Below are 25,876 nucleotides of genomic sequence, written 5' to 3'. Positions count from 1 at the left end.
CAGACTCCGGCAGAGGGGGGAACCGTGACCACCCGCACCCTGATCCGCGGCGGCCTCGTCATCACCGCCGCGGACGAACTCCACGCGGACGTCCTGATCGAGGACGGCCGGGTCGCCGCCCTGGCCGCCACCGGCTCGGCGGCCGCCGCGAGCTGGACGGCCGACCGTACGATCGACGCCGCGGGGAAGTACGTCATCCCCGGCGGGGTCGACGTCCACACCCACATGGAGCTGCCGTTCGGCGGCACCTCCGCCTCCGACACCTTCGAGACCGGCACCCGGGCCGCAGCCTGGGGCGGCACCACCACGATCGTGGACTTCGCCGTCCAGAGCACCGGCCGCTCCCTGCGCGAGGGACTGGACGCCTGGTACGCCAAGGCCGACGGCAACTGCGCCGTCGACTACGGCTTCCACATGATCCTCTCCGACGTCAACGAACACACCCTGAAGGAGATGGACCTCCTCGTCGAGGAAGGAGTCACCTCCTTCAAGCTGTTCATGGCCTACCCCGGCGTCTTCTACAGCGACGACGGGCAGATCCTGCGCGCCATGCAGCACGGCGCCGCCAACGGCGGACTGATCATGATGCACGCGGAGAACGGCATCGCCATCGACGTCCTCGTCGAACAGGCCCTGGCCCGCGGCGAGACCGACCCCCGCCATCACGGCGAGGTCCGCAAGGTGCTGCTGGAGGCCGAGGCCACCCACCGCGCCATCCAGCTCGCCCGGGTGGCCGGCTCCCCGTTGTACGTGGTCCACGTCTCGGCGGAGGAGGCCGTCGCGGAACTGGCCGCGGCCCGCGACAAGGGGCTGCCGGTCTTCGGCGAGACCTGCCCGCAGTACCTCTTCCTGTCCACCGACAACCTCGCCGAGCCCGACTTCCAGGGCGCCAAGTACGTGTGCTCCACACCGCTGAGGCCGCGCGAGCACCAGGCGGCCCTGTGGCGCGGCCTGCGCACGAACGATCTCCAGGTGGTCTCGACCGACCACTGCCCGTTCTGCTTCCGGGGCCAGAAGGAACTCGGCCGCGGGGACTTCTCCAAGATCCCCAACGGCCTCCCGGGCGTGGAGAACCGGATGGACCTGCTCCACCAGGCCGTCCTGGACGGGCACATCAGCCGCCGCCGCTGGATCGAGATCGCCTGTGCGACCCCGGCCCGGATGTTCGGCATGTACCCCCGCAAGGGCACCATCGCGCCGGGCTCCGACGCCGACATCGTCCTCTACGATCCGCATGCCGAGCAGGTCATCTCCGCCGAGACCCACCACATGAACGTGGACTACTCGGCGTACGAGGGCAAACGGGTCACCGGACGGGTCGAGACCGTCCTCTCACGCGGCGAAACCGTCATCGACGCCCGGCAGTACACCGGCCGGGCCGGACACGGCACCTTCGTCCACCGCTCCACCTGCCAGTACCTGTAAGCAAGGCAGCGCCTCCCAAGGCCGCACCCCTGAAGGCCGCACTCTTAAAGGACATGCGATGGACTTCGGCCTCGTCCTGCAAACCGACCCGCCCGCTTCCCAGGTCATCAGCCTGATGAAGCGCGCGGAGCGCAACGGCTTCCGCTACGGCTGGACCTTCGACTCCGCCGTGCTGTGGCAGGAACCCTTCGTCATCTACAGCCAGATCCTGGCCAACACGCAGAAGCTGCACGTCGGCCCCATGGTGACCAACCCCGGCACCCGCACCTGGGAGGTCACCGCCTCCACCTTCGCCACCCTCAACGACATGTACGGCAACCGCACCGTCTGCGGGATCGGCCGCGGCGACTCGGCGATGCGGGTCGCCGGACGCGCCCCCAACACCCTGGCCCGGCTCGGCGAGGCCATCGAGGTCATCCGCGACCTCGCCGAGGGCCGCGAGGCGCCGGTCGACGGCAACCCGGTCCGCATCCCGTGGATCAAGGAGGGCAGGCTGCCCGTCTGGATGGCCGCGTACGGGCCGAAGGCGCTCGCCCTGACCGGACAGAAGGCCGACGGGTTCATCCTCCAGCTCGCGGACCTCTACCTCACCGAATGGATGGTCAAGGCCGTCCGCGACGCGGCGGAGGCGGCCGGCCGGGACCCGGCGTCCCTCACCGTCTGCGTGGCGGCCCCCGCCTACGTCACGGCCGACGACTCGGCGGCGGCCATGGCACACGCCCGGGACCAGTGCCGCTGGTTCGGCGGGATGGTCGGCAACCACGTCGCCGACCTCGTCTCCCGCTACGGGGAGCACTCGGACATGGTCCCGGACGAACTCACCGAGTACATCAAGGCCCGGAAGGGATACGACTACAGCCACCACGGCCGTGCCGGGAACCCGTCCACCGACTTCGTCCCGGACGAGATCGTCGACCGCTTCTGCCTGCTGGGCCCGCCGGAGGCACACGTCCGCAAACTCCGGGCGCTGCGCGACCTGGGCGTCGACCAGTTCGCCGTCTACGACATGCACGACGCGAGGGAGGCCACCATCGACGCGTACGGGCAGCACGTCATCCCGGCGGTCAACGGCTGACCGTGCCGCGCCGCTGCGGCTACCACGCCTCCGCGTACAGCGTGTGCAGGTAGTCCGCGTCGGCGTCCGGTACCGGGTCGTTGGCCAGGTTTCCGCTCACGCCCCGGACCAGGGTGTCGATGTCCTGCGCGTCCACGCCCCGGTCGCGGAGCCGTGAGCCGAGCCCGGCGGAGGCGATCAGGCGTTCCGCGGCCTCGTGGACCGTGTCACTGCCGAGGAGTTCCGCGAGGACGGCGAACTCCTCGGCGGCCGGCGCTGCGGCGAGCGGCCCTCCGGCGTGCCGTCCTCCGGTGAGCCGTTCTTCGGTGTGCCTCAGCCAGCCCGGGTAGAGCAGGGCCAGTCCGCGGCCGTGGGAGACGTCCAGGCCGGGCAGCGAGCCCATGGCCTGCTGCAGCCGGTGCGGCAGGCAGGTACCGGCCGTGGCCACGTTGACGCCGCCGAGCACGGCGGCCCGGGCCAGCGCCTCCCGGGCGGCGGGGGAGTCCTCGCCCCGCAGCAGGGGCGGCAGGGCATCGGCGATCAGTACGACGGCCTCCCGGGCGCGGTCCCGGCTCGCCGCCGTCGCCTGCCGGGCCACCGAGCCCTCCACGGCATGGGCGAACGCGTCGAACGCGGTCTCGGCGAGCACACCGCGCGGCAGCGTGGCCACCAGGTCGGGATCCACCACCGCGACCCGCGGGAACAGGACCTCGCCGCGCACACCGGAGCGGAAGCCGCGCACGGTGTCGGTGATGGTCGCCCCCTTGGTGACCTCCGAGCCGCTGCCGGCCGTGGTCGGCACCGCCAGGAGGGGCAGCACCGGGGTGTCGCGGCCGAGGGTCACCCCGACGAGCTCCCCCGTCGGCCCTCCCGTGCACGCCGTCACGGCGATGCACTTGGCGGCGTCGAGCGCGCTGCCGCCACCGAGGCCGACGACCAGGTCACAGCCGCTGCGCCGGGCCAGCACGGCACCTTCGTCGACCTCGTCCGAGCGGGGGTTGGCCGACACCCGGTCGTACACGGTCGTGCGCAGGCCGGCGGCCCGCAGGGAGGCGAGGGCCCGGGACAGGTAGCCGTGGGTGCGCGCTGCCGTCCGGCCCGTGACCACGAGGGCGTGGGTGCCGTGGCCGCGGGCCGCCGCGCCGATCCGGTCGAGGCCGCCGCGGCCGAACTCCACGCGGGTGGGGACAGCGGGGTCGAGCTCCATCGTCGTCGGTTCCTCGGGGTCGGCGGGTCGGACCGTGTCCCCGCCGAGCCGCCCGGCTTCCGAGCTCCGAACCTCCGGGCCACAGAGCCGTAGTGCCGCTGCGGAGGCGGCAGGGCGGACAGCACGACGTCGGCTGCCCTCCGGTGCCCGCCAGGGTAGCCCCCACGGCAGACGCGGGGCAGCGGCGGGGCAGCGGTGGGCCGCACCGGCGGGGACGGACGGCCCGCCCCGCCGCCGCCCGCCCCGCTGCCCGTTCGCCGCCCACCACCCACCCACCAGCCGCCCGCCCACCAGCCGCCCGCCCCCGCCGGTCGCTGCCTGCGCGCCGCCGGAAGTGAGGGTCTTCACCCCCCGTCCACCAGGGCCGGTGGGGAATGTCGGCGCGGCATGGTGAGATGGAGGGCATGATCGATGAGTTTCTGGCACACCAGCTGTCCGATGTCGAAGAAGCCGTCCGCGAGGCCGCGGCGGTCGAGATCATGCCGAGGTTCCGGCAGCTCGCCGAGGACGAGGTGGACGAGAAGAGCGGCCCCCACGACCTGGTGACCATCGCCGACCGCAGTGCCGAGGAACACCTCACGGCCTCCCTCACCAAGCTGCTCCCCGGTTCCGTGGTGGTCGGCGAGGAGGCCGTGCACGCCGACCCGGCCGTCTACGGCGCCCTGCGCGAGGACGCCCCCGTGTGGATCGTCGATCCGGTCGACGGCACCCGCCAGTTCGTCAACGGCGAACCGGCCTTCTGCACCCTGGTGGCCCTCGCCCGGCGCGGTGAGATCCTCGCCTCCTGGACGTACGCGCCCGCACTGGACATCCTGGCCACCGCCGTCCGCGGGCAGGGGGCGTACGTGAACGGGGAGGCCATCCGCAGCGGATCCCCCGAGCCGGGCGCCGAGCTGCGGGTCGCCATGGCACACCCCCTCTACACCAGCGAACATGACAAGAAGGTGCTGTCCCGGCTGGACGTCCCCGGAGTGGCCGCCCGCCCGTGCGGCTCGGCCGGTCTGGAATACCTGAAGGTGGCCCGCGGCGAGATGGACGCCCTCGCCTTCACCTGGCCCTCCGCCTGGGACCACGCGGCCGGACTGCTGCTGGTCGCCGAGGCCGGCGGGGCCCAGAGCACCGTGGCGGACGAGCCCTTCCGGGTCGACCGGGACAACGCCCTGCCGTTCAGCGTGGCCCGGGACGAGCCCACCGCCCGGCGCATCATCGGCCTGCTCCGCGGCGAGCGGTAATACCCTGCGGGCATACCCGCGGGGCCGGTTCGGCCCGGCAGCCGAAGGAGACGAAGGAGGCGCAACGTGCCGGCGATTCTCGATGCAGTCGTCGTGGGGGCGGGGCCCAACGGGCTCACGGCCGCCGTGGAACTGGCCCGGCGGGGCTTCGCGGTGCAGGTCTTCGAGGCCGCGGACACCGTAGGAGGCGGGGCCCGTACGGAGGAACTGACCCTCCCGGGCTTCCGCCACGACCCGTGCTCGGCGGTGCACCCCCTCGGCATCGGCTCACCCGTCTTCGCCACCATGCCGCTCGCCCGGTACGGCCTGGAGTGGCTGCACCCGCCGCTGCCCATGGCCCACCCCTTCGACGACGGCACGGCCGCGGTCCTCTCGCGATCCGTCGCCGAGACCGCGGCCTCGTTCGGGCCGCGCGACGCCGGGACGTACCGCCGCCTGATGGCCCCCTTCCTCGGCAAATGGGACACCCTGGTCCGGGACTTCATGTCGCTGCCGTCCACCGCCCTGCCCCGGGACCCGGTCACCCTGGCCCGGTTCGGACTGGCCGGGCTGCCGCCCGCCACCTGGCTGCTGAACCGGTTCCACGACGACCGGGCCCGCTCCCTCCTCGCCGGCCTCGTCGCCCACGTCATCAGCCCCCTCGGCGGCATCGCCACCGGCGCCGTCGGCCTGGTCTTCGCGCTGGCCGCACACACCCACGGCTGGCCCGTGCCGCGGGGCGGTTCGCAGGCCGTCCCCGACGCCCTCACCGCCTACCTGAAGGACCTCGGCGGCACCGTCCACACCGGCTTCGAGGTCAAGCGCCTCGACGACCTCCCGCCGGCCCGCGCCTACGTCTTCGACACCTCGCCCACCGCGCTGGCCAGGATCGCCGGGCTCGGACAGGCGTACCGCGGCTACCGGTACGGCGCCGCCGCCTTCAAGGTCGACTACGCCCTCTCCGGCCCCGTCCCGTGGACCGCCGCCGAGGCCCGCCGGGCCGGCACGGTGCAGGTCGGCCCCCACACCCGCGACATCGACGCCGCCCTGCAGCTCGCCACCTCCGGCCGCGCCCCCCGCAACCCCTTCCTGATCACCGCCCAGCCCAGCCTGGTCGACCCGTCCCGCGCCCCCGAGGGCAAGCACGTCTTCTGGGCGTACGGCCACGTCCCGCACGGCTGGGACGGCGACCTCACCGACGCCATCGAACGCCAGGTGGAACGCTTCGCACCCGGATTCCGCGACCTGGTGCTGGCCCGCGCCACCGCCGGGCCGCCGGAGCTCGCCGCCCGCAACCCCAACTACGTGGGCGGCGACATCGCCTGCGGCGCCGCGTCCGGCCTCCAGCTCCTGCTCCGTCCCAAACTCACCGCGTTCCCGTACGCCACGGCACACCCGGCCGTGTTCATCTGCTCCTCGGCCACGCCGCCGGGACCCGGAGTGCACGGCATGTCCGGGCACAATGCGGCGAAGGCCGTCTGGCGCCGCCTCAGGTCGGCGCGCTGAACCGAAGGAGACCCCGATGGTCCGCATCACCCTCGTCCAGGGAGACATCACCGAGCAGCAGGCGGACGCCATCGTCAACGCCGCCAACTCCTCGCTCCTCGGCGGCGGCGGGGTCGACGGCGCCATCCACCGCCGCGGCGGCCCGGAGATCCTGGAGGCGTGCCGGGCCCTGCGCGCCTCGCACTACGGCAAGGGCCTGGCCACCGGCCAGGCCGTCGCCACCACGGCCGGCCGGCTGCACGCCGACCACGTGATCCACACCGTCGGCCCGGTCTGGTCCGGCGAGGAGGACCGCAGCTCACTCCTCGCCTCCTGCTACCGCGAATCGCTCCGGATCGCCGCCGAACTGGGCGCCCGTACGATCGCCTTCCCCGCCATCTCCACCGGTATCTACGGCTGGCCCATGGACGACGGCGCCCGGATCGCCGTCGAAACGGTCCGCACCGCGTCCGCCGCCCCCGTCGCGGAGGTCCGCTTCGTGCTCTTCGACGACACGGCCTACGAGGCGTTCTCCCGCCAGGTGACCTGACCGCCCGCCGCCCGCCGCCGGCACCGGAGGGAAAAGGGGTGCATCCGCTGCGTCCCCTCCGGCGGAAGAGGTGACGAGCGACGAGCGACGAGCAGACGAGGCCGTCCCGGGCCCGGCGGCGCCGGACCGGGGGCCGGCGGTCGGCGGAGACCGCCAGGGACGACAGGGTGGGGGACACATGTCCGATACGCCGTACCGCATCACGACCGGGGCCGTGGCCAGACGGCTCGGGGTCGCGCCCTCCACGCTCAGGTCCTGGGAGCGCAGGTACGGCATCGGCCCGGCGGCACGCGAGGACGGACGGCACCGCCGCTGGGCCCCCGCCGACATCGCGATGCTGGAGGACATGTGCCGGCTCACCACTTCCGGCGTGCCCCCGGCGGAGGCGGCCGGGGCGGCGCTGACCAGGGCGGGGCGGCCCCTGGCGGCAGGTGCCGCACTCGTCTCCGCCGGCCCTTCGCGCGCGGCCCGCAGTCCGGGATCGGGCAACGGGCTGCCGCTGGGCGACGTACGGCACGAGTTCCGGGGCCTGGCCCGGGCCGCCGTACGCCTGGACGGCCCCACCATGGACGAGCTGCTGGCGGAGCTGGTCGCTGCACACGGCCTGGTGACGGCCTGGGAGCAGGTGATGGCGCCGACCCTGCACGCGGTGGGCCGCAAGTGGGAAGCGTTCGGCGACCGCTACGTGGAGGTCGAGCACCTGCTGTCCTGGCACATCTCCACGGCCTTGCGGTGCGTCGTGGCCGGCGCCCCTCCCGGCGGGCGGGAGACCGCTCCGGTGCTGCTGGCCTGCGTTCCCGGGGAACAGCACACCCTCTCCCTGGAAGCGCTCGCCGCCGGTCTCGCGGAGGCCGGTCTGCCGGCGCGCATGCTGGGTGCCGCGCTCCCCGCGGAGGCCCTGGACGCCGCGGTGCGGCGGGTGGGGCCGTCCGCCGTGGTCCTGTGGTCCCAGTCGCGGCACACCGCCGACCACGTCCTGGCCCGGCACGTCGTCCACACCCGCTTCGGGGTCAAGGGCGCCCGCATCCGGCCGCTGGTGCTGGCGGCGGGCCCCGGCTGGGGCAACCGCGCTCCCGAACGCGGAGTGGTGCGCCCCGGCGGGTTGCGCGAGGCCCTCGACCTCCTCGCCCGGCACTGCGCCGCGCCGTCGGATACCGGTGATGCCCGGGAGGCGGCCGGCTGAGGGCTCACCGGGTCCCGGCGGGGGAGGGGCCGCCGGGAACGGTGGCGGCCTCCGGCGCGAGGCGTACGCGCATCCGCTGCAGTCCGCGACGGCAGTGGGCCTTCACGGTGCCCAGCGGCATGCCGGTCCGCCGCGCGATCTGCGTCTGCGTCAGATCGCCGAAGTAGGCGAGCGCCAGGACGTCCCGCTGCACCCGCGGCAGCCGTTCCAGTTCGCTCGTGACCACCGCCCGGTCGAGGAGCCGGTCGAGCAGCCGGTCGGCATCTCCGCCGGGGCCCGTCGGCGGCCGGAGGCCGTCGGCCGCCGCGGCCGCGAGTTCGAGCCTGCGGGTACGGTCGGCCAGCGCGTCGGCGATCTTGTAGCGGGCGATGCCGATCAGCCAGGCCGGAACGGGTCCCCGGTCGGGGCGGTAGCCCGTGCGACCCCGCCAGGCGGCCAGGAACACCTGCTGGGTGATGTCCTCGGCCTCCAGGCGGTCCCCGACGGTCCGGCTCGCCAACGCGTGGACGAGCCTGCCCCAGCGCCGGTAGGCCAGCTCCAGACAGCGTTCGTCCCCCGCGGCGAGACCGGGGCCGATCTCCTCGTCCGCCGCGGGGACCGCCGGGCGCGCTTCCGTCATGACGATTCCTCCTCGGGCCCGGCCGGAACCGGGGCGCCGCCGGGCGGGTGCGCCCGGGCCCCCTCAGACTCCGCCCGGGGGAATCGTCCTTTCAAGTCGCATCGTTCGTGCATCGAATTGCCGGGCCGGGCCGCCGGGCCGCCGGGCCGCTCGTGGCTCAGTCCCGGCCCCGGGCGTGCCGGAAGCGTTCCAGGCCCTCGGCGAGCGTCACGATCGGCTCGGGATAGTCCCGGGAGGCGAGCTCCAGGCCGCCGAGCCGCCACGGCTCGTGCACGAACGGCGGCTCCAGGCCGTCGAGTTCGGGGACCCAGCGGCGTACGTAGCTCCCGTCGGGGTCGTACTTGTGGGCCTGCAGCACCGGGTTGAGGACCCGGTTGGGCCGGGTGTCGGTGCCCGTGCCCGCCACCCACTGCCAGTTGAGCTGGTTGTTGGCGATGTCGGCGTCGACGAGGTGGTGGAGGAAGTGCCGGGCGCCCTCCCGCCAGTCGACGTAGAGCGTCTTGGTGAGGAACGACGCCGCGAGCAGCCGCCCCCGGTTGTGCATCCACCCCTCGTGGAGGAGCTGACGCATGGCGGCGTCCACCACGGGGTATCCGGTACGGCCCTCCTGCCACGCCCGCAGGTCCTCCTCGGCCCGCTTCCCGGTCCGCCAGCGGTCCTGCCGCGGACGGTAGTCCGCCCACGCCACCGAGGGCCGGGCGCTGAGCACCTGGTGGTGGAAGTCCCGCCAGCACAGCTGCCGCAGGAACGCCTCCGCGCCCGGGCCGCCCCGCGAGCGGGCCCGGTACGCGGCCTCGGTCGCGGACACGGCACCGAAGTGCAGGTACGGGGAGAGCCGGGAGGTGGCGTCGCCGGCGAGATCGTCGTGCACCTGCTCGTAGGAGTCGGCGTGGCGGGACAGCCAGGAGGTGAGCCTGCGCCGTCCGGCCCGCTCGCCGCCGGCGGCCAGCCCCTCCGCGACGGAGGCGACGCCGCCCCGGGAGGGCACCTCCTCGGACCGGATGCCGTCGGGCACGGACACCGCGCGCGGGGCCGCCAGCGGGGCGCGCAGAGGCCGCTCCGCCCACCGCCGGTGGTAGGGCGTGAACACGGCGAAGTGGTCCGAGCCGGCGGGCGTGACCTCGCCGGGCGGCACCGCGGTGAGCACTCCGTCGTGCACGTGCAGGCGGCGGCCTTCCGACTCCAGCGCGTGGCGCAGCCGCTGCTCCCGGCCATGGGCGAAGGCGCTGTATCCGGCCGACACGTGCACCTCGCCGGCGCCGGCGGCGCGCGCCACGGAGCAGACCTCCGCGACGGGGTCCCCGTGCCGCACCACGAGCCGGCCTCCCCGCTGCCGCAGCGCCTCGTCGAGGTCGGTCAGGCAGTCGGCGAGGAAGGCGAGCCGGTTCGGGGCGGCGAAACCGGCCCGGTCCACGGCCGGGTCCCGCACGAACAGCGGCACGACCTGCTCCGCGGACGCCAGTGCCGCGCGCAGCGGCGGATGGTCGTGGATGCGGAGATCCGAGGTGAACAGGACGACCGAGACGTTCACGGAGCCACTCCGGGGATCGTGCACCGCGGCGTCGTGCCCCGGTGCGGGCGTACTGGGCACGGGGGGCGTCCCGGGGTGTGAAGGGCGCCCCGGCATGCGGGGGGTGTCGTCCATTGCTTCGGCACATCCGGCCCTCACGGATGTGCCGAACGGGCACCGGAATCCGGCCGTGACCGGAAAACGCTCTGGAACCCCTGCTCCCCGAATGATCGAATCGGGCCGGGTGGTGGCGCCGCCGCACCGGCGCCGCCCCTCGCGCACAACCGAACAGGGAAGCGACCCGGTGAACCCCACGACGTACGAGGACCTCCACCGCGAGGTCTCGGCGGACATCGACGCGGAGATCGACTCCGCCCTCCTGGGCCTCGGCCCGGCCGCGGACGAGGTGCGCGCAGCGATCCGCCGCCTCCTGCACCACCAGAAGTTCGCCTACCCGCTCTCCGTCCTGCCGATGCTCGTCCACGGCGTCGAAACGGGCGCCACCGCCCCGGCCTGCCCGCTCGCCGCGGTGCACCTCCTCTGGTGGACCTCGGCGTGCTACCTCGACGACCTGGCCGACGGGCACGGCACCTCTCCCGCCGCCGGGCTCGATCCCGCCGAAGCGGTACTCGCCGCGGTGATCGGGGGAAACGCGCTCCCCGTCCGGATCGTCCGCGCCCAGCAGCTCCCGGAAGCCGTACGCGGCGCACTGATCGCGGAACTCATGAACGGCTGGATCACCGCGGTCGAAGGACAGCTGGCCGATATGCGCGGAGACGTCGGCCGCGCGACCCGGAACTCGGTCCTCACGGCATACACCAGCAAATCCGGCGGCCCGTACGCGATGATTACGGCCATGGCCTCCATATTGGCCGGAAACAGTGCCCGAAGAACGGAGCTGTGGCGCGATTTCGGCGATGTCTTCGGCGTCCTGTGGCAGATCTTCAACGACCAGTGGGACATCACCACCGGTCGCAACGAGGACCTGCGGAACGGCACCGTGACCTATCTGCTCGCATCCGTGCTGGAGGACGCCCCTCCGCGACTGCGGCGGCATATTCCGGAACTGGCGGAAGCGGCCGCGGACTCGGCCGCGGCACGGTCTGAGCTCCTTGCCCTGCTGCTCGCGCCCGCCGCTCTCGACCGTTACCGCGAGGACATCGGGACGCACCGCGCGCGGGCGCACCGGATTCTCGACGAACTCGGTGGTAACGGTCGCTATTCGGCCGCCCTTCGCCGGCTCGTCGACCTGTCGGCACAGATGATCCTCACCCCCGGGGCCCATTCCGCCGGGGTGCGGGCGGGCTGAATCCCGGCGGCCTCCGCGCGGTGGCGAAAGATAATGGCCGAATGGAACTCGGCCCATCCGCCCGCCTGTTCGGTCTGTGGCATCATGACCGCGCGAGGGCGGCCGCTGGGGTTCGCCGGAGGACTGAGAATGAAGTTACCTGGCTCTGCGATACCGGCCTCGGAGGACCGGCTGCTCAGGCGGCGCCTGAAGAAAGTCCGTCGCGCCTGTGAGGAACTGCTCGCGGAGTGGGGTATGGAGCACGGCTGCGGTATCGACGAACTCCACCGATATCTGAGCGAACAGCGCCGGCGCCCCATCCATCTGGTCCCGACTTCCTTCCCCGAACGCCACCTCTTCGGAATTTGGCTGAAACTGGACGAGTTCGACGTCGTCGCATTCGAGAAGTCCGCCTCGCCTTCACACAAGGAACACATCATCGCCCATGAACTCGCGCACATCGCCTTCGCGCACCGGGGCTCGATGCAGCCGGGCGGCGATGATCCGGGCCGGGCGGTGACGGAGGTCGACCCCGCGGACGTGCGGGGCATGCTCATGCGCTCCCGTTACAGCGACGACGAGGAGCAGGAGGCCGAGACGATGGCCTCGCTGATCCTGGCCCGGGCCACCAAGCGGTGGGTGGAGCCGGCCTGGGCCGTCCCGGACGAGGCGGCCGACATCGTGGCCCGCATCGAACACGGCATCGGCGGCAGCAGCACCAACGCCAACGCCAACACCAACAGCGGCAGCGGAAACAACAGCGGCAGCGGAAACAGCAGCGCCGGCGGAAACAGCGACGGAAACGGCAAAGCGGACCACACGTGACCCTGATCTACGGAATCCTCGCCTGGGTCTGCGCCGTCGTCGGTCTCGCGGCCTTCGCCTACCGCCTCCCCGACGCACTGCGCCGCAAGGGCGACATCGCCCTCTGGGCCCTGTGCGTCTACTTCCTGTGCTCCGGCATCAGCTTCCTCGTCGACCTGGACCTCCTCCGGCTGCACATCTCGGCCTTCTTCGGGCTGCCGAACATCACCTCGCTGATCACCCAGGTCGCCGTCGTCGTCCTCACCGCCGCCCAGCAGGTCGTCCTCGTCCACTGGTCCTCACCGCCCGCAGAAGCCCGGCGCGAGGCCCGCCGCCGCGTCCTGTTCTTCGGCGTACTGCTCGTCGTCCTGGTGATCGCCTCGCTCGCCGTCGGTCCCGTCACCAAGACGGAAACGGCGACCTCGACGATCCTGCTCAGCATCCAGGACGGCCGCTACGCCCTCTACATGACCTTCTACCTGCTCATCTGCGCCATCGGGCAGTTCGAGACCGTGCGGCTCTCGCTCCGCTTCACCAAGATGGCCAACCGCCAGTGGCTCGCCATCGGCATGCGCACCGTCACCGTCGGCGCCGCCCTCATCCTGGTCTACTGCGTCACCCGGGGCATCCAGATCGCCGGCACCCGATTCCACTTCGACGGCGCGGCCCTCGACCCCGTCCAGTGGTCCTGCGGCAGCATCGGCGCCCTCCTCCAGGTCACCGGGTGGACCATCCCCTCCTGGGGCAACCACATCAGCCGTACGGCAGGCTGGGTCCGCAGCTACCGCTGCTACCTGCGGCTGCGCCCGCTGTGGTGGGCGCTGCACCAGGCGTCCCCGGACATCGCCCTGGACCCGCCCCGCTCCTGGCCGCGCGACCTTGTACCGCCCCGCGACCTGCACTACCGCCTCTACCGGCGGGTCATCGAGATACGGGACGGCCAGCTGATGCTCCGCTCCTCGCTCTCCCTCGCCGAGTTCGCCGACCTGGCGCGCTCCCTGGAACTCCCCGAGGACCCGACCTCACCGCTCGGCGAGGCGCTCCAGCTGCGCGCCGTACTGAGCCGCCCGGCCGAGGAACGCGCCGAGCGCGCGGAACGGGGCGAGGAGACCGACATCCCCGCCCGCCCGCCGTACGAGGACTTCCGCGACGAGGTGGAATGGCTGACCAAGGTCGCTTCCTCCTTCTCCTCCCTGGCCGGCCAGGGAGCGAGGACCGGGGCATGGTGACCGCTCCGCCGTCCCTGCTCCCGACCCCGCTCTCCGCCGCGGACCTGGCGCGCACCACCGCGCACCTGCTGGCCCTCGATGCCGGGCCCGGCGCGGTCACCGCCGTCCGCGCAGCCCGCGAGGCGGTGCGCGACGTCCCCGAGCTCACCGCGGACCCGGCACACCTGCGCGCACGCGGCATCCACCCGGCCGACCCCGACCGGACCGCCGCGCTCGCCGAGCTCTGCGAGGTCATCGGCTGGATCCTGTTCGACGCCGGACTCCACCGGCAGGCGGCCCGGGCCAACGCCCGCGCCCTGGTCCTCGCGCAGCTCGCCGGCGACCGTGCGACGGCCCGGCTGGTGCTGCTCAACCACAGCATGCTGCAGACCCACACCGGGCACGCCCGCGCCGCCCTGGAGTCCGCCGCCCGGGTGGTCACCCCCCGCACCCCCCACCGCGTCGGCACCCTCGTCCTGATCCGCCGCGCCCACGCCACGGCCCTGCTGGGCGGGCACGCCGAGCCCCTGGACCTGATGGCCCGGGCCCGCGTCCGCTTCGAGGACGGCATCTCCCGCCACGACCCCGGCTGGGCCTGGTGGATCGACGAGGCCGAACTCACCGGCCACCGGGGCTGGGTGCACTCCCGGCTGCGGCAGTGGGACCGGGCGATCCCGCTCCTGCACGCGGCGGCCACGGCCCCCGGACCCGCCTACCGGCACCTGTTCACGGCGGAACTCCTGTCCGCCCTGGCCCGGGCCGGTGCCTGGACCGAGACGGCCGGCCTGATCGCGGACATCGCCCCGCGCGTCGCCGGCATCGGCTCCGTACGGACCCTCGAAACCCTCGGCAGGACGGCGGCCGGCCTGCGCCGGCACGCCCGTACTCCGGCACCGCTGCGCGACGCGGCGGTCCACCTCCTGGAGTCCCTGCCCGCTCCCGCGGCCCGCACCGCCGCCTCCGCCCCACACGACCGATAGGAACCCGACACCATGCGCCAGATACGCATCACCATGCCCGCGGCCGCCATCGTCCTGGCCTCCGCGCTCGTCCTCACCTTCGGCAGACCCGCCGCCGAGGTCGCCTTCGGTACGCCCGCCGCCGCGCCGGCCGTGGAGGCGGAGACGGCCGCCGGGACGGCCGGACAGCCGGGCGGACAGCCGGGCGGACAGCCGGGAGACCGGCCGGGCGGCCGGATCGGCGCGCCGTGGGTGTCCACCCACCTCTACTTCGGCACCGGACGCCACAACGGCCACCCGCCCATCACCGACGACGAGTTCAACAAGTTCGTCGCCGACGTGATCACCCCGCGCTTCCCCTCCGGCCTGACCCTGCAGGAGGGCCGCGGCCAGTGGCGCGACAAGGACGGTGACATCAACCGGGAGAAGTCCTGGGAGCTGACCGTGATGTACCCGACCGCCGAGGCGCACCGCCGCAACGCAGACATCGAGTACATCCGCGCCCGCTACTGCGCCCTCTACGAGCTGGAGTCCGTCGGCCGCGCCGACGTCCGGGCACTCGTCGACTTCTGACGGTAGGCGCGCGGACCGGAGCCCACCACGGCGGAGAAGTGCTGGCGGAACGTCACCTCGCTGCCGAACCCGGTCCGCCGGGCCACCTCGGCCACCGGATGGTCGGTCCGTTCCAGCAGCCGCCGCGCCTCGTCCAGCCGCCGGTCCAGCAGCCAGCGGTGCGGAGTGGTGCCCGTCTCCGCCCGGAAGTGCCGGGCGAAGGACCGCGGTGACATCCCGGCCCACGAGGCCAGCGTCGCCACGTCCGGCGGCTCGTGCAGCCGCCCCAGCGCCCGGGCCCGTACGGCGGCCAGCGCGTCGGCCGTACGGTCCGCGGCCGACACCGGGCGGTCCAGGTACTGGGCGGTGGCACCGGTCCTGAACGGACCGGTGACCATCGTCCGGGCCACCGTCGCGGCCACCTCGGACCCGTGCGCCTCCCGCACCAGGTGCAGACACAGGTCGATGCCGGAGGCCACCCCGGCCGAGGTCCACAGCCCGCCGTCCGCCACGAACAGCGGGGCGTCCTCGACCAGCACCGCCGGGTGGCGCTCCTTCAGCGCCGCCACCAGCGACCAGTGGGTCACCGCCCGCCGCCCGTCCAGCAGCCCGGCCTCGGCCAGCACGAACGCCCCCGCGCACAGCGCGGCGATCGGCGTCCCGCGCCGGTGCGCCTCCCGCAGCGCCTCCAGTACCGGCCCGGCCGTCGGCGCGGTGGGATCGGTCAGGGCCGGTACGACGACCAGATCGGCCTCGGCCAGCCAGTCCAGCCCCCGGTCCGGCGTCAGCGTCAGCCCGTCGGCCAGCGGCAGCGGATCCGGCCCGGCGGCACAACGGTGCAGCTCGAAGGCGGGCACCCCCGGCCGAACCCGGCCCGGCGGCCCGCCCCACACCTCGGTGATCACGGCGAGGTCGAAGCTGCGGATGCCGGGCTGGGCGACGAGTGCGACGCGCTGCATGACCCCATCCTGCCACCCGGCCCCACGCCATCCTGCCAGTGGGGCAGGATCCCATCGGTTCCGGTCCGCGGCGCCGCTGTTCCCGGCCCCCCGCCGTCCCGAGGATGGACCCATGACGACGACAACGGACACCCTCTCCCTCGACCCGAACGCGGCCCTGGTGGTCATCGACGTGCAGCAGGGCTTCGAGGACTCCGCCTTCTGGGGCCCCCGCAACAACCCGGACGCCGAGGACAACATCGCCGCCCTGATGGACGCCTGGCAGCGCAGCGGCCGCCCCGTGGTCCTGGTCCGCCACGACTCGGTGAACCCCGTCAGCCCGCTGGCCGCCGGCGCCCCCGGCAACGCCTTCAAGGACTTCGTGGAGAAGCGCGGCGCCGACGCCGCGCTCCTGATCACCAAGACGGTCAACTCCGCCTTCTACGGCACCCCCGACCTGCAGGAGTGGCTGACCGCGGCGGGCATCGGACAGCTGGTCCCGGTGGGCATCCAGACCAACATGTGCGTGGAGACCACCGCCCGGATGGCCGGCAACCTCGGCCACCGGGTCCTCCTCCCCCTGGACGCCACCCACACCTTCGACCTGGCCGGCCCGTTCGGCCTGCACCGCACGGCGGAAGAACTGGCCACCGCCACCGCCGTCAGCCTGCACGGCGGCGGCTTCGCCCGGGTGGTGACCACCGCTCAGCTGCTCGCGGCCGTGGCGGAGTAGTCGCGCAGCCGGACGGGCTCGGTGCGGGTGTTCTCCGGCGCGCCCGCCGCGAGCAGGTCCAGGACCTCCTGGGTCGGCGCGGGCATGAAGAACCGTTCCGCCCCCTCCCGCCCGAGGGCCTGGTGCTCGGTCACGTACCCGCGCATCTCCCGTTCGTAGGCGGCGAAGGCCGTGGTGTGGTCCCCGCCGCTCGCGGCCAGCTCGCCGGCCAGGACGTACGCGCCGATCAGCGCCTGCGAGGTGCCGCGGCCCGAGGTGGGGCCCGCGCAGTACCCGGCGTCGCCGAGCAGCACGACCCGGCCCTCGGACCAGCGGTCCATCTCCACCTGGGCGTTGGCGTCGAAGAAGAAGTCGGACGCCGCAGCCATCTCCTCCAGAAGGCGGGGGACCTCCCACCCCTCGCCCGCGAACCGCTCGGCGACGATCCGCTTCTGCTGCGCCGGGTCGCGGCGGTCGTACTCCAGGTCCTCGGCGGCGAAGTGCAGCGCGGCCCGGGCCTCGGTGTTCGCGCGGGCGGTGAACATGTTCGCCGCCAGGCCCCCGGCGGCGTACAGCTGCCCGGTGTTCCGCAGCCCGAGGTAGTTGTCGAGGCTGAAGATCGCCGTGTAGATGCCGAGGTGGCGGACGTACCGCTGCTCGGGCCCGAAAGCCAGCGCCCGGGTCCGCGAGTGCAGCCCGTCGGCGCCCACGACCAGGTCGAAGCGGCGGGGCGGGGCGTGCCCGAAGGTGACCAGCACTCCGTCGGGGTCCTCGGTCAGCCCGGTGACCGAGTCTCCGAACAGGTACTCCGTGGTCCCGCGGGTGGCCTCGTACAGCATCCGGGTCAGATCGCCCTTGAGCACCTCCAGGTCCCCGGCGAAGACCGCCGAGGGCAGCGTGGCGTACGGCCGGCCCTCGGCGTCCACCATCGTCGCGTCGCCCATCTCGGTGTCGAGTGCGCGGATCCCGTCGAGCAGGCCCATCCGGTCCAGCACGTCCAGGGCCTCGCCCCGGAAGTCGACGGCGTACCCGCCGGGCCGGATCGTGTCGGCGCGCTCGACGACGGTGGGGTGGAAGCCGTGGCGGTGCAGCCAGTAGGCGAGGGCCGGGCCGGCGACACTGGCGCCCGAGATCAGCACGTTCTTGGTCATCATCGGTTCCCCCTGGGGTCTCTCCCGGCGGCTCGTCCGCCCCGGATGACTACAACGTACGCATCCCAACACCCCATCGGAACAGGAAACTTGATGAACCCTGCCTAGTGCACTAGCCTCACCGCACTAGTGCAGTGAGGAGTGCACCATGCCCACGCAGCCGACAGGCCGGACAGGACCCACAGGACTGACGGGACTGACGGGACTGGCAGGAATGACGGGACCGGTGGCCCCGGCCGGACCGCCCTACGCCCGGATCGCGTCCGAGATCCGGCGCCGCATCGAGACCGGCGAGCTGAGGCCGGGGGACCGGGTGCCGTCCACCCGGGCCATCACCCAGCGGTGGGGTGTGGCCATGGCCACCGCGAGTCGGGTCCTGGCGGCCCTCCGCCAGGAGGGCCTCGTCCGGGCGGTGCCCGGGGTCGGGACGGTGGTGTGCGCGGTCCCCTCGGCGCGCCGGGAGCGCAACGCGGCCGCGGCCGGGGCCCCGCCGCCGGCGACGGTCCCCGGGCAGCTGGTCCGGGCCGCGGTCGAGCTGGCCGACGCGGAAGGAGCGGCCGCACTCACCATGCGCCGACTCGGCACCGAACTGGGGGTGCCGACCATGTCCCTCTACCGGCACGTGGCCGGCAAGGAGCAGCTCGTCGCCCTGATGGTCGACGCGGTGTTCGGCGAGGAGCCGCTGCCCGAAGCCCACCCCCCACGGGGCTGGCGGGCCCGCCTGGAACTCTCGGCCGCGCTCCAGTGGCGGCTCTACGGCGCCCACCCCTGGCTGGCCGCCGCGATGAACCTCCACCGTCCGCTGCTGGCCCCGAACGGCATGCGGCACATCGAGTGGGCCCTGGCCGCCCTGGAGGGCACGGGCCTGGACGCCGAAGCGCGCATGCACGCCGCGGTCTCGCTCTTCGGGTACGTACGCGGGCACGCGGTGGACCTCCAGCCGGAGTCGGCGGCCACCCGGACCAGCGGGGTCACCGCCGAACAGTGGATGGAGGCCCAGCAGGAGCGGATGGCCGCGACCCTCGCGGACGGTTCCTTCCCTGCCTTCGGGGCGGCCGCCCCGGCCGCCGACCTGACACCCGACTCCCTGTTCCGCTTCGGTCTGGCCGCATTCCTGGACGGCCTGGCCGCCCGCATGATCACAATGACCCCATGACATCGAACACGCCGACTCACGGATCCCTGGACGAAGTCCGCGCCGGCATCGACGCCGTCGACGCGGAACTGGTCGGCCTCCTCGCCCGACGCCAGTCCCTCGTCCGGGCGGCGGCCGGCTTCAAGAAGGACGAGGACGCCGTACGCGCCCCCGACCGGGTGGAACGCGTCGTAGCGGCAGCCCGCGTCAAGGCCGAGGCCGAGGGCCTGGCCCCGGAGGTCGCCGAAGCGGTCTGGCGCGCCATGATCGGAGCCTTCATCGACCTCGAACTCGCCGAACACCGCGCCACGACCGCCCCCTGACCCGAGGGCGGCCCGGACGCCGGGGCCCGGCACCCGGAGTCTCGGCCCGGACGCGCCGGAGGACCGCACGCGCGCCGGAGGCCCGGACCCCACAGGGGGTCCGGGCCTCCGTGCGTGCCGTGCGCCGGCGAGCCGGTGCTCCGGCGTCCCGTGCGCCGGTGTCAGAGCACGTCGGCGGCGATGTTCGCCGCGACCTGCTCCAGCAGCGGGCCCGCGTTCGCGATGCTCTTCGCCGGGTCCGGCTCGATCTCGGTCAGCGGGTACGCGCGGCGGATGCCCGCCGCCTCCAGGGCCTCCTGCCCGAGGAGCAGGCGGCCGCACACCGCCACCACCGGCTTGCCCGCGGCCCGCGCGGCCGCGGCCACGCCCGCCGGGGCCTTGCCGTGCAGGGTCTGCTCGTCCAGCGAACCCTCGCCGGTGATCACCAGGGTGGCCCGCTCCAGCGCCGGCGCGAAGCCCAGCACCTCCAGCATCAGCTCGATGCCGGGGCGGAAGCTCGCGCCGAGCAGCAGCGCGCCGTAGCCGATGCCGCCCGCACCGCCCGCGCCCGGGGAGGCCGCCAGCTCGGTGGCCTTCGGGCCGATCGCCTTCTCCAGCACCTGGGCGTAGTGCCCCAGCGCCGCGTCGAGCGTCGCCACGTCCTCCGGCGAGGCGCCCTTCTGCGGGCCGTACACCGCGGCGCAGCCCTTCGGGCCGGTCAGCGGGTTGTCCACGTCGCTGGCCAGGACGAAGTCGACGTCCGCGAAGCGCGGGTCCACGCCCGACAGGTCCGCCGACGCCAGCTCGGCCAGCGCGCCGCCGCCCGGGCCGACCGGCTCGCCGTTCGCGTCCAGGAAGACCGCGCCCAGCGCCGCCAGCATGCCCGCGCCGCCGTCGGTGGTCGCGCTGCCGCCCACGCCGAACACGATCGTGCGGGCGCCCGCGTCCAGCGCGGCCTTCAGCACCTCGCCGGAGCCGTACGTGGTCGCGGTCAGCGCGGCGAAGACGCCCTTGGGCAGCAGCTGCAGCCCGGAGGCCTCCGCCATCTCCACCACGGCGGTGCCGTCGCGCAGCGCGAAGGCAGCCGTGACCTGCTCGCCGAGCGGTCCGGTGACCCGCACCTCCCGGCGTTCGAAACCGGCCGCCACCGCGGCCGCGACCGTGCCGTCGCCGCCGTCCGCGACGGGGAGGGTCTCGACCTCCACGCCCGGTACGGCCTTGCGAAGACCGGCCGTCACCCGCTCCGCGACCTGTACGGCCGTGAGCGAGCCCTTGAATTTGTCCGCGGCGATAAGAACGCGCGCGGCCTCAGTTACTGCCCCGTCCGTCACCTTGCTGATCCCTTGCTATCGAACGTGCAGTCGCGCCACCCCCGAGGGTATCCGGAGGATCCTCCTATGCGCATGGGTGGCCTGGGTCACGACACGCCCTTGCCCGGCGCGCCATGCCGCTAAATGGTGAAAATCCATCCCATAGTGGGGCCACATGAGTGCGGAATCACGGGAACAGCCACGCGAACAGTCGCCTCCGGTCGGCCCCGCAGCGGCCGGGGAGGGCCCGCGGGGCGGCGCTCCCGACCGCATCCTGGTCGGTGCGGGAGTGGTCGCCGTACTGGCCGTGGTGGCCTGGGCCGCCCTCGCCGGGGACTCCTTCGACCGGGCGTCCGGCACCGCACTGGCCTGGGTGCTGGGCAATTTCGCCTGGCTGTTCGTGGCCGCAGCCGACACCTTCCTGGTCCTGTGCGTGGTCCTGGCGATCAGCCGGTTCGGCCGGATCCGGCTGGGCGCCGACGACGCCGAACCCGAATTCGGGAACCTGGCCTGGATCGCGATGATGTTCAGCGCCGGCATGGGCATCGGCCTGATGTTCTACGGCGTCGGCGAGCCCCTCACGCACTACCTGGCCCCACCGCCCGCCTCCGGCGCCGCCCCCGGAACCGGCGCCGCCGCCCGCGCGGCCATGGACCACTCCTTCTTCCACTGGACCCTGACCCCCTGGGCGATCTACGGCATCGCGGGCCTCGCCCTCGCCTACGCGACCTTCCGCAAGGGCCGCGGCAACCGCCTCAGCTCCGCCTTCGTCCCCCTCATCGGCAGGCGGAGGGCCGACGGCCCGCCCGGCCGGGCCATCGACCTGCTCGCCGTCCTCGCCACCGTCTTCGGCACCGCGACCAGCCTCGGCCTGGGAGCCCTCCAGGTCGCCGAGGGCCTCCACCTCACCGCCGGCGTCCGGGACTCCACCACCCTCCAGCTGATCATCATCGGCTCGCTGTCCGCCGCGTTCGTGCTCTCCGCCTTCTCCGGCCTGCACAAGGGCGTGAAATGGCTCAGCACCGTCAACATCGTGCTCGCCGCCACCCTGATGGTCTTCGTCTTCCTGCTCGGCCCGACCGTCTACGTCCTGGACGTGATCCCCGCGAGCGTCGGCAGCTACCTGCACGAACTCCTCCCCATGGCCACCCGCACCGGGGCCTTCACCGACAGCACCTGGCTCGGAGCCTGGACGATCTTCTACTGGGCCTGGTGGCTGTCCTGGGCGCCGTTCGTCGGCACCTTCATCGCCCGCATCTCGCGCGGCCGCACCATCCGGGAGTTCCTCGCCGGCGTGCTCCTCGTCCCCTCCGGCGCCACCGTCATCTGGTTCTGCGTGATGGGCGGCACCGCCATCCGCCTCGACTCCACCGGCGCCGCCGACCTCGCCGGCGCCGTCGGGGACGGTGCCGAGGCGTCCCTCTTCGCCATGCTCGACGCACTGCCGCTGGGCACCCTCACCTCCTGCGCCGCCATGGCCCTGGTCATGACCTACTTCGTGACCAGCGCCGACTCCGCCTCCCTGGTGATGGGCTCGCTGACCAGCCGCGGCTCACTGCACCCGCCGACCTGGCTGGTGGTCACCTGGGGCGTGCTGATGGCGGCCGTGGCCGCCGTCCTGCTGGTCGCGGGCGGACTCAAGTCCCTCCAGACCGCCACCATCCTGGTCGCGCTGCCCTTCGTCCTGGTGATGCTGCTGCTGTGCTGGGCCCTGCTGAAGGAACTCCGCGCGGACCCCGGCGCCGGACCGGCCCGCCACCCCGCGCTGCACGGGCTGCGGGACGCCGTACGGGCGATGGTCGGGGAGGCCGTCGCGGAGCAGGGGCGCCCGGCCGGGTCCGCCGGCCCGGGAACCGGCCGAGCAGACGGGCCCGGGCCCGGTGGGCCGTCAGGGAGTTAGGGTGACCCGGTGACCACCACCGACTCCACCACCGACTCCACCTCCGCAGCCGCCGACTCCTACGCCGCCTACATCGCGAGCCTGCCCCGGGTGCTCGCCGGGTCCGCCGCGCTGTTCCGGGACGCCTCGGGCCGGATCCTGCTCCTGGAGCCCAACTACCGGGAGGGCTGGGCGCTCCCCGGCGGCACCATCGAGTCGGACGAGGGCGAGACCCCGCGCGCCGCGGCCCGCCGCGAGACCGCCGAGGAGATCGGCCTGGACGTCCCGATCGGCCGGCTCCTGGTCGTCGACTGGTCGCTCGACGTCGGCCGCCCGCCCTTCGTCTCCTACGTCTACGACGGCGGAGTACTGGACGAGGCCCAGCTCGCCGCCATCGAACTGCAGGAGGCCGAACTCCTCTCCTGGAAGCTGGTCGAGCCCGCCGAGGTCGGCGCCTACCTCCCCGCATGGCTCCAAAGCCGCGTCGAAGAGGCCCACCGCGTCCTGGAGTCGGGCGCCGGCACCGCGGAACTGGAGAACGGCCGCCCGGCACTCGCCTAGGCGGTGACACGGCGCCTACACCGAGCAGGACAGAATCAGCACATGATCACCATGTACGCCTGGCCCAGCACTGCCGACGGGCCCGATGCCCTGCCCATGGTCCACTTCACCACCGAGGAACAGTCGGGCGGCGAGGTCACCCCCGAAGGCCAGCCCGTCTGGGTCTTCGACGCCGCCATCCGGGAGGGCGGCTGGGCCCACTTCACCGACTACGACGGCTGGTCCCAGACCGCCCCCGGCTGGATGGCCGAGTACCGCAGGCACGACGACGTCCTGCTGGTCAGCGGCCCCGGCGCGTGCGAAGGCTGGTACCAGGGGACCATCGGCGCCACCCCGGAATGGATCACGGCCGCCGCCTCCCAGCAGAGCATGGTCATCATGGCGGCCCCGGTCCCGCACCCGTCGATGTACGGCTACGCCGTCGAGATGGGCGTGGGCTTCGCCCTGCTGGTTCCGGTGAACGTGGTCTAGGGCCTTGATCCGCCGGACCGGCCCCGGCGGACCCCGGCCGGAGCCCTGATCCGCCGGACAGCCCCCGGCGGCCGGCGGCCGGGCCGCACCGCGCGCGACCCGCCGACCGGCACCTCAGCCCGTCGGCAGGGTCCGCTCTCCCGCTTCAAAGGCCAGCAGCCGCTCCTTGCGCTCCACCCCGCCGCCGTAGCCGGTCATGCTGCCCGACGCCCCGATCACCCGGTGGCACGGCACGATGATGCCCACCGGATTCTTCCCGTTCGCCAGCCCCACCGCCCGGGACGCGTTCGGCTTGCCCAGCCGCTCCGCCAGCTCCCCGTACGACCAGGTCTCGCCGTACGGGATCCGCTGCAGCTGCGCCCACACGCTGCGCTGGAACTCCGTGCCCTCCAGGCGGAGCGGCAGGTCGAACTCGGTCAGCCGCCCGGCGAAGTACTCCTCCAGCTGCCGCACCACCTCCGGGAAAGGCCCCTCCGAGACCGCCACCCGCTCCCCGAAGGACTCCTCCGCCGGCCGGTGCCGCTGACCCTCCATGTACATGCCGCTCAGGACCCCGTCGGTGGCCACCAGGGTCAGCGGCCCGTACGGGCTGTCGACGACGGCGTGCTGCTTGTGCTGGTCGTTCCGGTCGTACTGCGTGCTGTTCACGATGTCTCTCCAAGCCGAAAAGAGAAAGAAGGAAGATCAGACGGGAAGCCGGTTGATCGGATGGTCATCGGTGGCCCACAGGTACTGGACGGCGTACGCCCGCCACGGCCGCCAGCCCGCCGCCCGCGCCGTCAGCGCGCCCGGCGACGAAGGCAGCCCCAGCCCGGCCGCCGCCCGCCGCACCCCGAGGTCGGAGGGGAGGAACGCGTCCGGATCACCCAGCGCGCGCATCGCGATCACCTCGGTGGTCCACGGGCCGAAACCGGGCAGCGCGGACAGCCGCGCCCGGGCCGCCTCCCAGTCACTGTCGATGCCCAAGGGCAGCGAACCGTCGGCCAGCGCGCCCACCAGCGTGGTGAGGGTGGTCCGGCGGCTGCGCGGCAGCGCCAGTGCCTCCGGGTCCAGGCCGGCCAGGGCCTCGGGCGAGGGGAACAGGTGGGTCAGCCCGCCGTCCGGGTCGGGATCCACCACCGGCTCACCGTAGGCGGTGACCAGCCGGGCCGCGTGCGTACGGGCCGCGGCGGTGGACACCTGCTGACCGAGCACCGCCCGTACGGCGAACTCGGCCGCGTCGACCGTACGCGGCACCCGGCGTCCCGGAGCCTTGTCCACCAGCGGCGCCAGCAGCGGATCGGACCGCAGCTGCTCGTCCACCGCCTCCGGGTCCGCGTCGAGGTCCAGCATCCACCGGCACCGGCTGATGGCGATGGTCAGGTCCCGCAGGTCGGTCAGCGCCAGCTGGCAGCCGATGTGGTCCGGCTGCGGGGTGAGGGCCACCACCCCGGTCCCGTACGGGAGCCGCAGAGTGCGGCGGTACGCACCGCCACGCCACTCCTCGACGCCGGGAACCGCCGTCGCGACGAGGTGCCCGAACAGGTTGTCGGGGTTGAGCGGGGCCCGGAAGGGCAGCCGCAGCGACAGCACACCGGGCGTCTGCGGCCGGGTGCACCCGTCACTGCGGCCGGCAGCCCGGGTCCGCAGCTCACCGGGGGTCAGCGCGAACACCTCGCGCACGGTCTCGTTGAAGCTCCGGATGGACGAGAACCCGGCGGCGAAGGCGATGTCGCCCATGGGCAGGGCGGAGGTCTCGACCAGCAGGCGCGCGGTCTGCGCGCGCTGCGCGCGCGCCAGCGCCAGCGGGCCGGCGCCGAGCTCGGCGTTGAGCTGCCGCTCCACCTGGCGGGTGGAGTACCCCAGCCGCGCGGCGAGCCCCGGCACGCCTTCGCGGTCGACCACCCCGTCACGGATCAGCCGCATGGCCCGCGCCACGGCGTCGGCCCGGGCGTTCCACTCGGGGGATCCGGGACTGGTGTCGGGCCGGCACCGCTTGCAGGCCCGGTAGCCGGCCTGCTGGCAGGCCGCGGCACTGGGCAGGAAGGTCATGTTCTCGACCTTGGGCGGTACGGCGGGGCAGCTGGGACGGCAGTAGATCCGGGTGGTCCGGACCGCCGTGAAGAACCAGCCGTCGAACCGTGCGTCCTTGGACTGCACGGCCCGCACGCAACGTTCGGTGTCGGTGTACATGGCTCCAGCATCGGGGTGGCGACAGGGGTCCGGCTGGCGGTTTTCCGACATCAAGGCTACGGCGGGCGGGGTCGGGGCGGGTCGGGGCCGGCGCCGTGCGGCCCCCCGGGGCCGGGGCGGCGCCACGCCGCCCCCCACCGCCCGACGCAAACCGGGACGGGAGACGGCCTCAGGACTTTGGTAGAAAATT

Annotated in this window: 25 protein-coding genes; 17 read left to right on the top strand and 8 right to left on the bottom strand. The window is 73.6% G+C overall.

Annotation, left to right across the window (positions count from 1 at the left end; translation table 11 throughout):
- Positions 1–24: 24 nt before the first annotated feature.
- A complete protein-coding gene (gene hydA, locus AB0O36_RS25880) occupies positions 25–1,425 on the top strand; it encodes a dihydropyrimidinase (RefSeq protein WP_365114537.1) in 1,401 nt (466 codons plus the stop codon).
- A 58-nt stretch (positions 1,426–1,483) separates the two neighbouring features.
- Positions 1,484–2,500 (top strand): TIGR03842 family LLM class F420-dependent oxidoreductase, encoded by a 1,017-nt coding sequence (locus AB0O36_RS25875; protein ID WP_365114535.1) that lies wholly within the window; start codon positions 1,484–1,486, stop codon positions 2,498–2,500.
- A 19-nt stretch (positions 2,501–2,519) separates the two neighbouring features.
- Here AB0O36_RS25875 and AB0O36_RS25870 read toward each other — a convergent pair whose 3' ends face one another.
- Positions 2,520–3,686 (bottom strand): iron-containing alcohol dehydrogenase, encoded by a 1,167-nt coding sequence (locus AB0O36_RS25870; protein ID WP_365114533.1) that lies wholly within the window; start codon positions 3,684–3,686, stop codon positions 2,520–2,522.
- A gap of 404 nt (positions 3,687–4,090) precedes the next feature.
- Here AB0O36_RS25870 and AB0O36_RS25865 point away from each other — a divergent pair, with 404 nt between their 5' ends.
- The 4 genes from AB0O36_RS25865 to AB0O36_RS25850 all read left to right on the top strand — a co-directional run bounded on the left by AB0O36_RS25865 (position 4,091) and on the right by AB0O36_RS25850 (position 8,115).
- Positions 4,091–4,918: an inositol monophosphatase family protein gene (locus AB0O36_RS25865; protein WP_365114531.1), complete on the top strand. Its 828-nt coding sequence runs from the start codon at positions 4,091–4,093 to the stop codon at positions 4,916–4,918.
- 66 nt (positions 4,919–4,984) lie between these two features.
- Complete coding sequence (locus AB0O36_RS25860) at positions 4,985–6,403, top strand: NAD(P)/FAD-dependent oxidoreductase (RefSeq protein WP_365114529.1); 1,419 nt, start codon at positions 4,985–4,987, stop codon at positions 6,401–6,403.
- Between the two features lie 16 nt (positions 6,404–6,419).
- Positions 6,420–6,932 carry an O-acetyl-ADP-ribose deacetylase gene (locus AB0O36_RS25855; RefSeq protein ID WP_365114528.1) on the top strand — a complete coding sequence of 171 codons (513 nt, stop codon included), beginning with the start codon at positions 6,420–6,422 and terminating at the stop codon, positions 6,930–6,932.
- Positions 6,933–7,110: 178 nt separating this feature from the next.
- Positions 7,111–8,115 carry a MerR family transcriptional regulator gene (locus tag AB0O36_RS25850; RefSeq protein ID WP_365114526.1) on the top strand — a complete coding sequence of 335 codons (1,005 nt, stop codon included), beginning with the start codon at positions 7,111–7,113 and terminating at the stop codon, positions 8,113–8,115.
- A 4-nt stretch (positions 8,116–8,119) separates the two neighbouring features.
- Here AB0O36_RS25850 and AB0O36_RS25845 read toward each other — a convergent pair whose 3' ends face one another.
- Together AB0O36_RS25845 and AB0O36_RS25840 are read right to left on the bottom strand one after the other, a co-directional pair.
- Positions 8,120–8,734, bottom strand: coding sequence for a sigma-70 family RNA polymerase sigma factor (locus tag AB0O36_RS25845; RefSeq protein WP_365114524.1), 615 nt, complete (start codon positions 8,732–8,734; stop codon positions 8,120–8,122).
- Between the two features lie 157 nt (positions 8,735–8,891).
- Complete coding sequence (locus AB0O36_RS25840) at positions 8,892–10,265, bottom strand: deoxyribodipyrimidine photo-lyase (protein ID WP_365114522.1); 1,374 nt, start codon at positions 10,263–10,265, stop codon at positions 8,892–8,894.
- A gap of 283 nt (positions 10,266–10,548) precedes the next feature.
- Here AB0O36_RS25840 and AB0O36_RS25835 point away from each other — a divergent pair, with 283 nt between their 5' ends.
- The 5 genes from AB0O36_RS25835 to AB0O36_RS25815 all read left to right on the top strand — a co-directional run bounded on the left by AB0O36_RS25835 (position 10,549) and on the right by AB0O36_RS25815 (position 15,076).
- Complete coding sequence (locus AB0O36_RS25835) at positions 10,549–11,553, top strand: polyprenyl synthetase family protein (protein WP_365114520.1); 1,005 nt, start codon at positions 10,549–10,551, stop codon at positions 11,551–11,553.
- Between the two features lie 129 nt (positions 11,554–11,682).
- Complete coding sequence (locus AB0O36_RS25830) at positions 11,683–12,357, top strand: hypothetical protein (RefSeq protein WP_365114518.1); 675 nt, start codon at positions 11,683–11,685, stop codon at positions 12,355–12,357.
- Complete coding sequence (locus tag AB0O36_RS25825; protein WP_365114516.1) at positions 12,354–13,565, top strand: MAB_1171c family putative transporter; 1,212 nt, start codon at positions 12,354–12,356, stop codon at positions 13,563–13,565. Before AB0O36_RS25830 ends, AB0O36_RS25825 begins: the two co-directional genes overlap by 4 nt.
- Positions 13,559–14,524 carry a DNA-binding protein gene (locus AB0O36_RS25820; RefSeq protein ID WP_365114514.1) on the top strand — a complete coding sequence of 322 codons (966 nt, stop codon included), beginning with the start codon at positions 13,559–13,561 and terminating at the stop codon, positions 14,522–14,524. The genes AB0O36_RS25825 and AB0O36_RS25820 overlap by 7 nt, the downstream gene beginning before the upstream one ends.
- 12 nt (positions 14,525–14,536) lie before the next feature.
- Positions 14,537–15,076 carry a DUF3574 domain-containing protein gene (locus AB0O36_RS25815; RefSeq protein WP_365114512.1) on the top strand — a complete coding sequence of 180 codons (540 nt, stop codon included), beginning with the start codon at positions 14,537–14,539 and terminating at the stop codon, positions 15,074–15,076.
- Here AB0O36_RS25815 and AB0O36_RS25810 read toward each other — a convergent pair.
- The gene (locus AB0O36_RS25810; protein WP_365114510.1) at positions 15,022–16,014 is read right to left on the bottom strand and encodes a helix-turn-helix domain-containing protein; all 993 of its coding nucleotides are present in this window, start codon (positions 16,012–16,014) and stop codon (positions 15,022–15,024) included. The two genes, AB0O36_RS25815 and AB0O36_RS25810, sit on opposite strands and share 55 nt — an antisense overlap.
- 112 nt (positions 16,015–16,126) lie before the next feature.
- Between AB0O36_RS25810 and AB0O36_RS25805 the strand changes: the two genes are divergently transcribed.
- Positions 16,127–16,726 carry a cysteine hydrolase family protein gene (locus AB0O36_RS25805; protein ID WP_365114508.1) on the top strand — a complete coding sequence of 200 codons (600 nt, stop codon included), beginning with the start codon at positions 16,127–16,129 and terminating at the stop codon, positions 16,724–16,726.
- On the opposite strand, the gene AB0O36_RS25800 is transcribed toward AB0O36_RS25805, so the two are convergent.
- Positions 16,699–17,859, bottom strand: a complete 1,161-nt coding sequence (locus tag AB0O36_RS25800) for an FAD-dependent monooxygenase (protein WP_365114506.1) — start codon at positions 17,857–17,859, stop codon at positions 16,699–16,701. The genes AB0O36_RS25805 and AB0O36_RS25800 overlap by 28 nt on opposite strands.
- 211 nt (positions 17,860–18,070) lie before the next feature.
- Here AB0O36_RS25800 and AB0O36_RS25795 point away from each other — a divergent pair, with 211 nt between their 5' ends.
- Together AB0O36_RS25795 and AB0O36_RS25790 are read left to right on the top strand one after the other, a co-directional pair.
- Positions 18,071–19,012 (top strand): TetR/AcrR family transcriptional regulator C-terminal domain-containing protein, encoded by a 942-nt coding sequence (locus AB0O36_RS25795; protein WP_365114504.1) that lies wholly within the window; start codon positions 18,071–18,073, stop codon positions 19,010–19,012.
- Positions 19,009–19,314 (top strand): chorismate mutase, encoded by a 306-nt coding sequence (locus tag AB0O36_RS25790; protein WP_365114502.1) that lies wholly within the window; start codon positions 19,009–19,011, stop codon positions 19,312–19,314. The genes AB0O36_RS25795 and AB0O36_RS25790 overlap by 4 nt, the downstream gene beginning before the upstream one ends.
- 161 nt (positions 19,315–19,475) lie before the next feature.
- On the opposite strand, the gene AB0O36_RS25785 is transcribed toward AB0O36_RS25790, so the two are convergent.
- Positions 19,476–20,624 carry a glycerate kinase gene (locus tag AB0O36_RS25785; protein WP_365114500.1) on the bottom strand — a complete coding sequence of 383 codons (1,149 nt, stop codon included), beginning with the start codon at positions 20,622–20,624 and terminating at the stop codon, positions 19,476–19,478.
- Between the two features lie 154 nt (positions 20,625–20,778).
- Here AB0O36_RS25785 and AB0O36_RS25780 point away from each other — a divergent pair, with 154 nt between their 5' ends.
- The 3 genes from AB0O36_RS25780 to AB0O36_RS25770 are packed head-to-tail and all read left to right on the top strand — an operon-like array spanning position 20,779 to position 23,514.
- A complete protein-coding gene (locus AB0O36_RS25780; protein ID WP_365114499.1) occupies positions 20,779–22,503 on the top strand; it encodes a BCCT family transporter in 1,725 nt (574 codons plus the stop codon).
- A gap of 9 nt (positions 22,504–22,512) precedes the next feature.
- Positions 22,513–23,043: an NUDIX hydrolase gene (locus AB0O36_RS25775; protein ID WP_365114497.1), complete on the top strand. Its 531-nt coding sequence runs from the start codon at positions 22,513–22,515 to the stop codon at positions 23,041–23,043.
- A 42-nt stretch (positions 23,044–23,085) separates the two neighbouring features.
- Positions 23,086–23,514, top strand: a complete 429-nt coding sequence (locus AB0O36_RS25770; RefSeq protein WP_365114495.1) for a hypothetical protein — start codon at positions 23,086–23,088, stop codon at positions 23,512–23,514.
- Between the two features lie 114 nt (positions 23,515–23,628).
- Here the strand turns inward: AB0O36_RS25770 and AB0O36_RS25765 are convergent, their stop codons facing one another.
- Together AB0O36_RS25765 and AB0O36_RS25760 are read right to left on the bottom strand one after the other, a co-directional pair.
- Complete coding sequence (locus AB0O36_RS25765; RefSeq protein WP_365114493.1) at positions 23,629–24,162, bottom strand: methylated-DNA--[protein]-cysteine S-methyltransferase; 534 nt, start codon at positions 24,160–24,162, stop codon at positions 23,629–23,631.
- Between the two features lie 36 nt (positions 24,163–24,198).
- Entirely contained in the window at positions 24,199–25,686 is a 1,488-nt protein-coding gene (locus tag AB0O36_RS25760; RefSeq protein WP_365114491.1) for an AlkA N-terminal domain-containing protein, read from the bottom strand.
- Positions 25,687–25,876 lie beyond the last annotated feature (190 nt).

It is taken from the genome of Streptomyces sp. NPDC089799 (genome assembly GCF_040684755.1).
GTDB lineage: Bacteria > Actinomycetota > Actinomycetes > Streptomycetales > Streptomycetaceae > Streptomyces.
This window is presented reverse-complemented; position numbering and strand designations above follow the sequence as displayed.

Bases quoted from the DNA above. Each gene is read 5' to 3' on its own strand.
- AB0O36_RS25875 (WP_365114535.1), top strand. From the start codon at position 1,484: ATGGACTTCGGCCTCGTCCTGCAAACCGACCCGCCCGCTTCCCAGGTC.
- AB0O36_RS25870 (WP_365114533.1), bottom strand. From the start codon at position 3,686: ATGGAGCTCGACCCCGCTGTCCCCACCCGCGTGGAGTTCGGCCGCGGC.
- AB0O36_RS25865 (WP_365114531.1), top strand. From the start codon at position 4,091: ATGATCGATGAGTTTCTGGCACACCAGCTGTCCGATGTCGAAGAAGCC.
- AB0O36_RS25855 (WP_365114528.1), top strand. From the start codon at position 6,420: ATGGTCCGCATCACCCTCGTCCAGGGAGACATCACCGAGCAGCAGGCG.
- AB0O36_RS25850 (WP_365114526.1), top strand. From the start codon at position 7,111: ATGTCCGATACGCCGTACCGCATCACGACCGGGGCCGTGGCCAGACGG.
- AB0O36_RS25845 (WP_365114524.1), bottom strand. From the start codon at position 8,734: ATGACGGAAGCGCGCCCGGCGGTCCCCGCGGCGGACGAGGAGATCGGC.
- AB0O36_RS25830 (WP_365114518.1), top strand. From the start codon at position 11,683: ATGAAGTTACCTGGCTCTGCGATACCGGCCTCGGAGGACCGGCTGCTC.
- AB0O36_RS25820 (WP_365114514.1), top strand. From the start codon at position 13,559: ATGGTGACCGCTCCGCCGTCCCTGCTCCCGACCCCGCTCTCCGCCGCG.
- AB0O36_RS25815 (WP_365114512.1), top strand. From the start codon at position 14,537: ATGCGCCAGATACGCATCACCATGCCCGCGGCCGCCATCGTCCTGGCC.
- AB0O36_RS25810 (WP_365114510.1), bottom strand. From the start codon at position 16,014: ATGCAGCGCGTCGCACTCGTCGCCCAGCCCGGCATCCGCAGCTTCGAC.
- AB0O36_RS25805 (WP_365114508.1), top strand. From the start codon at position 16,127: ATGACGACGACAACGGACACCCTCTCCCTCGACCCGAACGCGGCCCTG.
- AB0O36_RS25800 (WP_365114506.1), bottom strand. From the start codon at position 17,859: ATGATGACCAAGAACGTGCTGATCTCGGGCGCCAGTGTCGCCGGCCCG.
- AB0O36_RS25795 (WP_365114504.1), top strand. From the start codon at position 18,071: ATGACGGGACCGGTGGCCCCGGCCGGACCGCCCTACGCCCGGATCGCG.
- AB0O36_RS25790 (WP_365114502.1), top strand. From the start codon at position 19,009: ATGACATCGAACACGCCGACTCACGGATCCCTGGACGAAGTCCGCGCC.
- AB0O36_RS25780 (WP_365114499.1), top strand. From the start codon at position 20,779: ATGAGTGCGGAATCACGGGAACAGCCACGCGAACAGTCGCCTCCGGTC.
- AB0O36_RS25770 (WP_365114495.1), top strand. From the start codon at position 23,086: ATGATCACCATGTACGCCTGGCCCAGCACTGCCGACGGGCCCGATGCC.
- AB0O36_RS25760 (WP_365114491.1), bottom strand. From the start codon at position 25,686: ATGTACACCGACACCGAACGTTGCGTGCGGGCCGTGCAGTCCAAGGAC.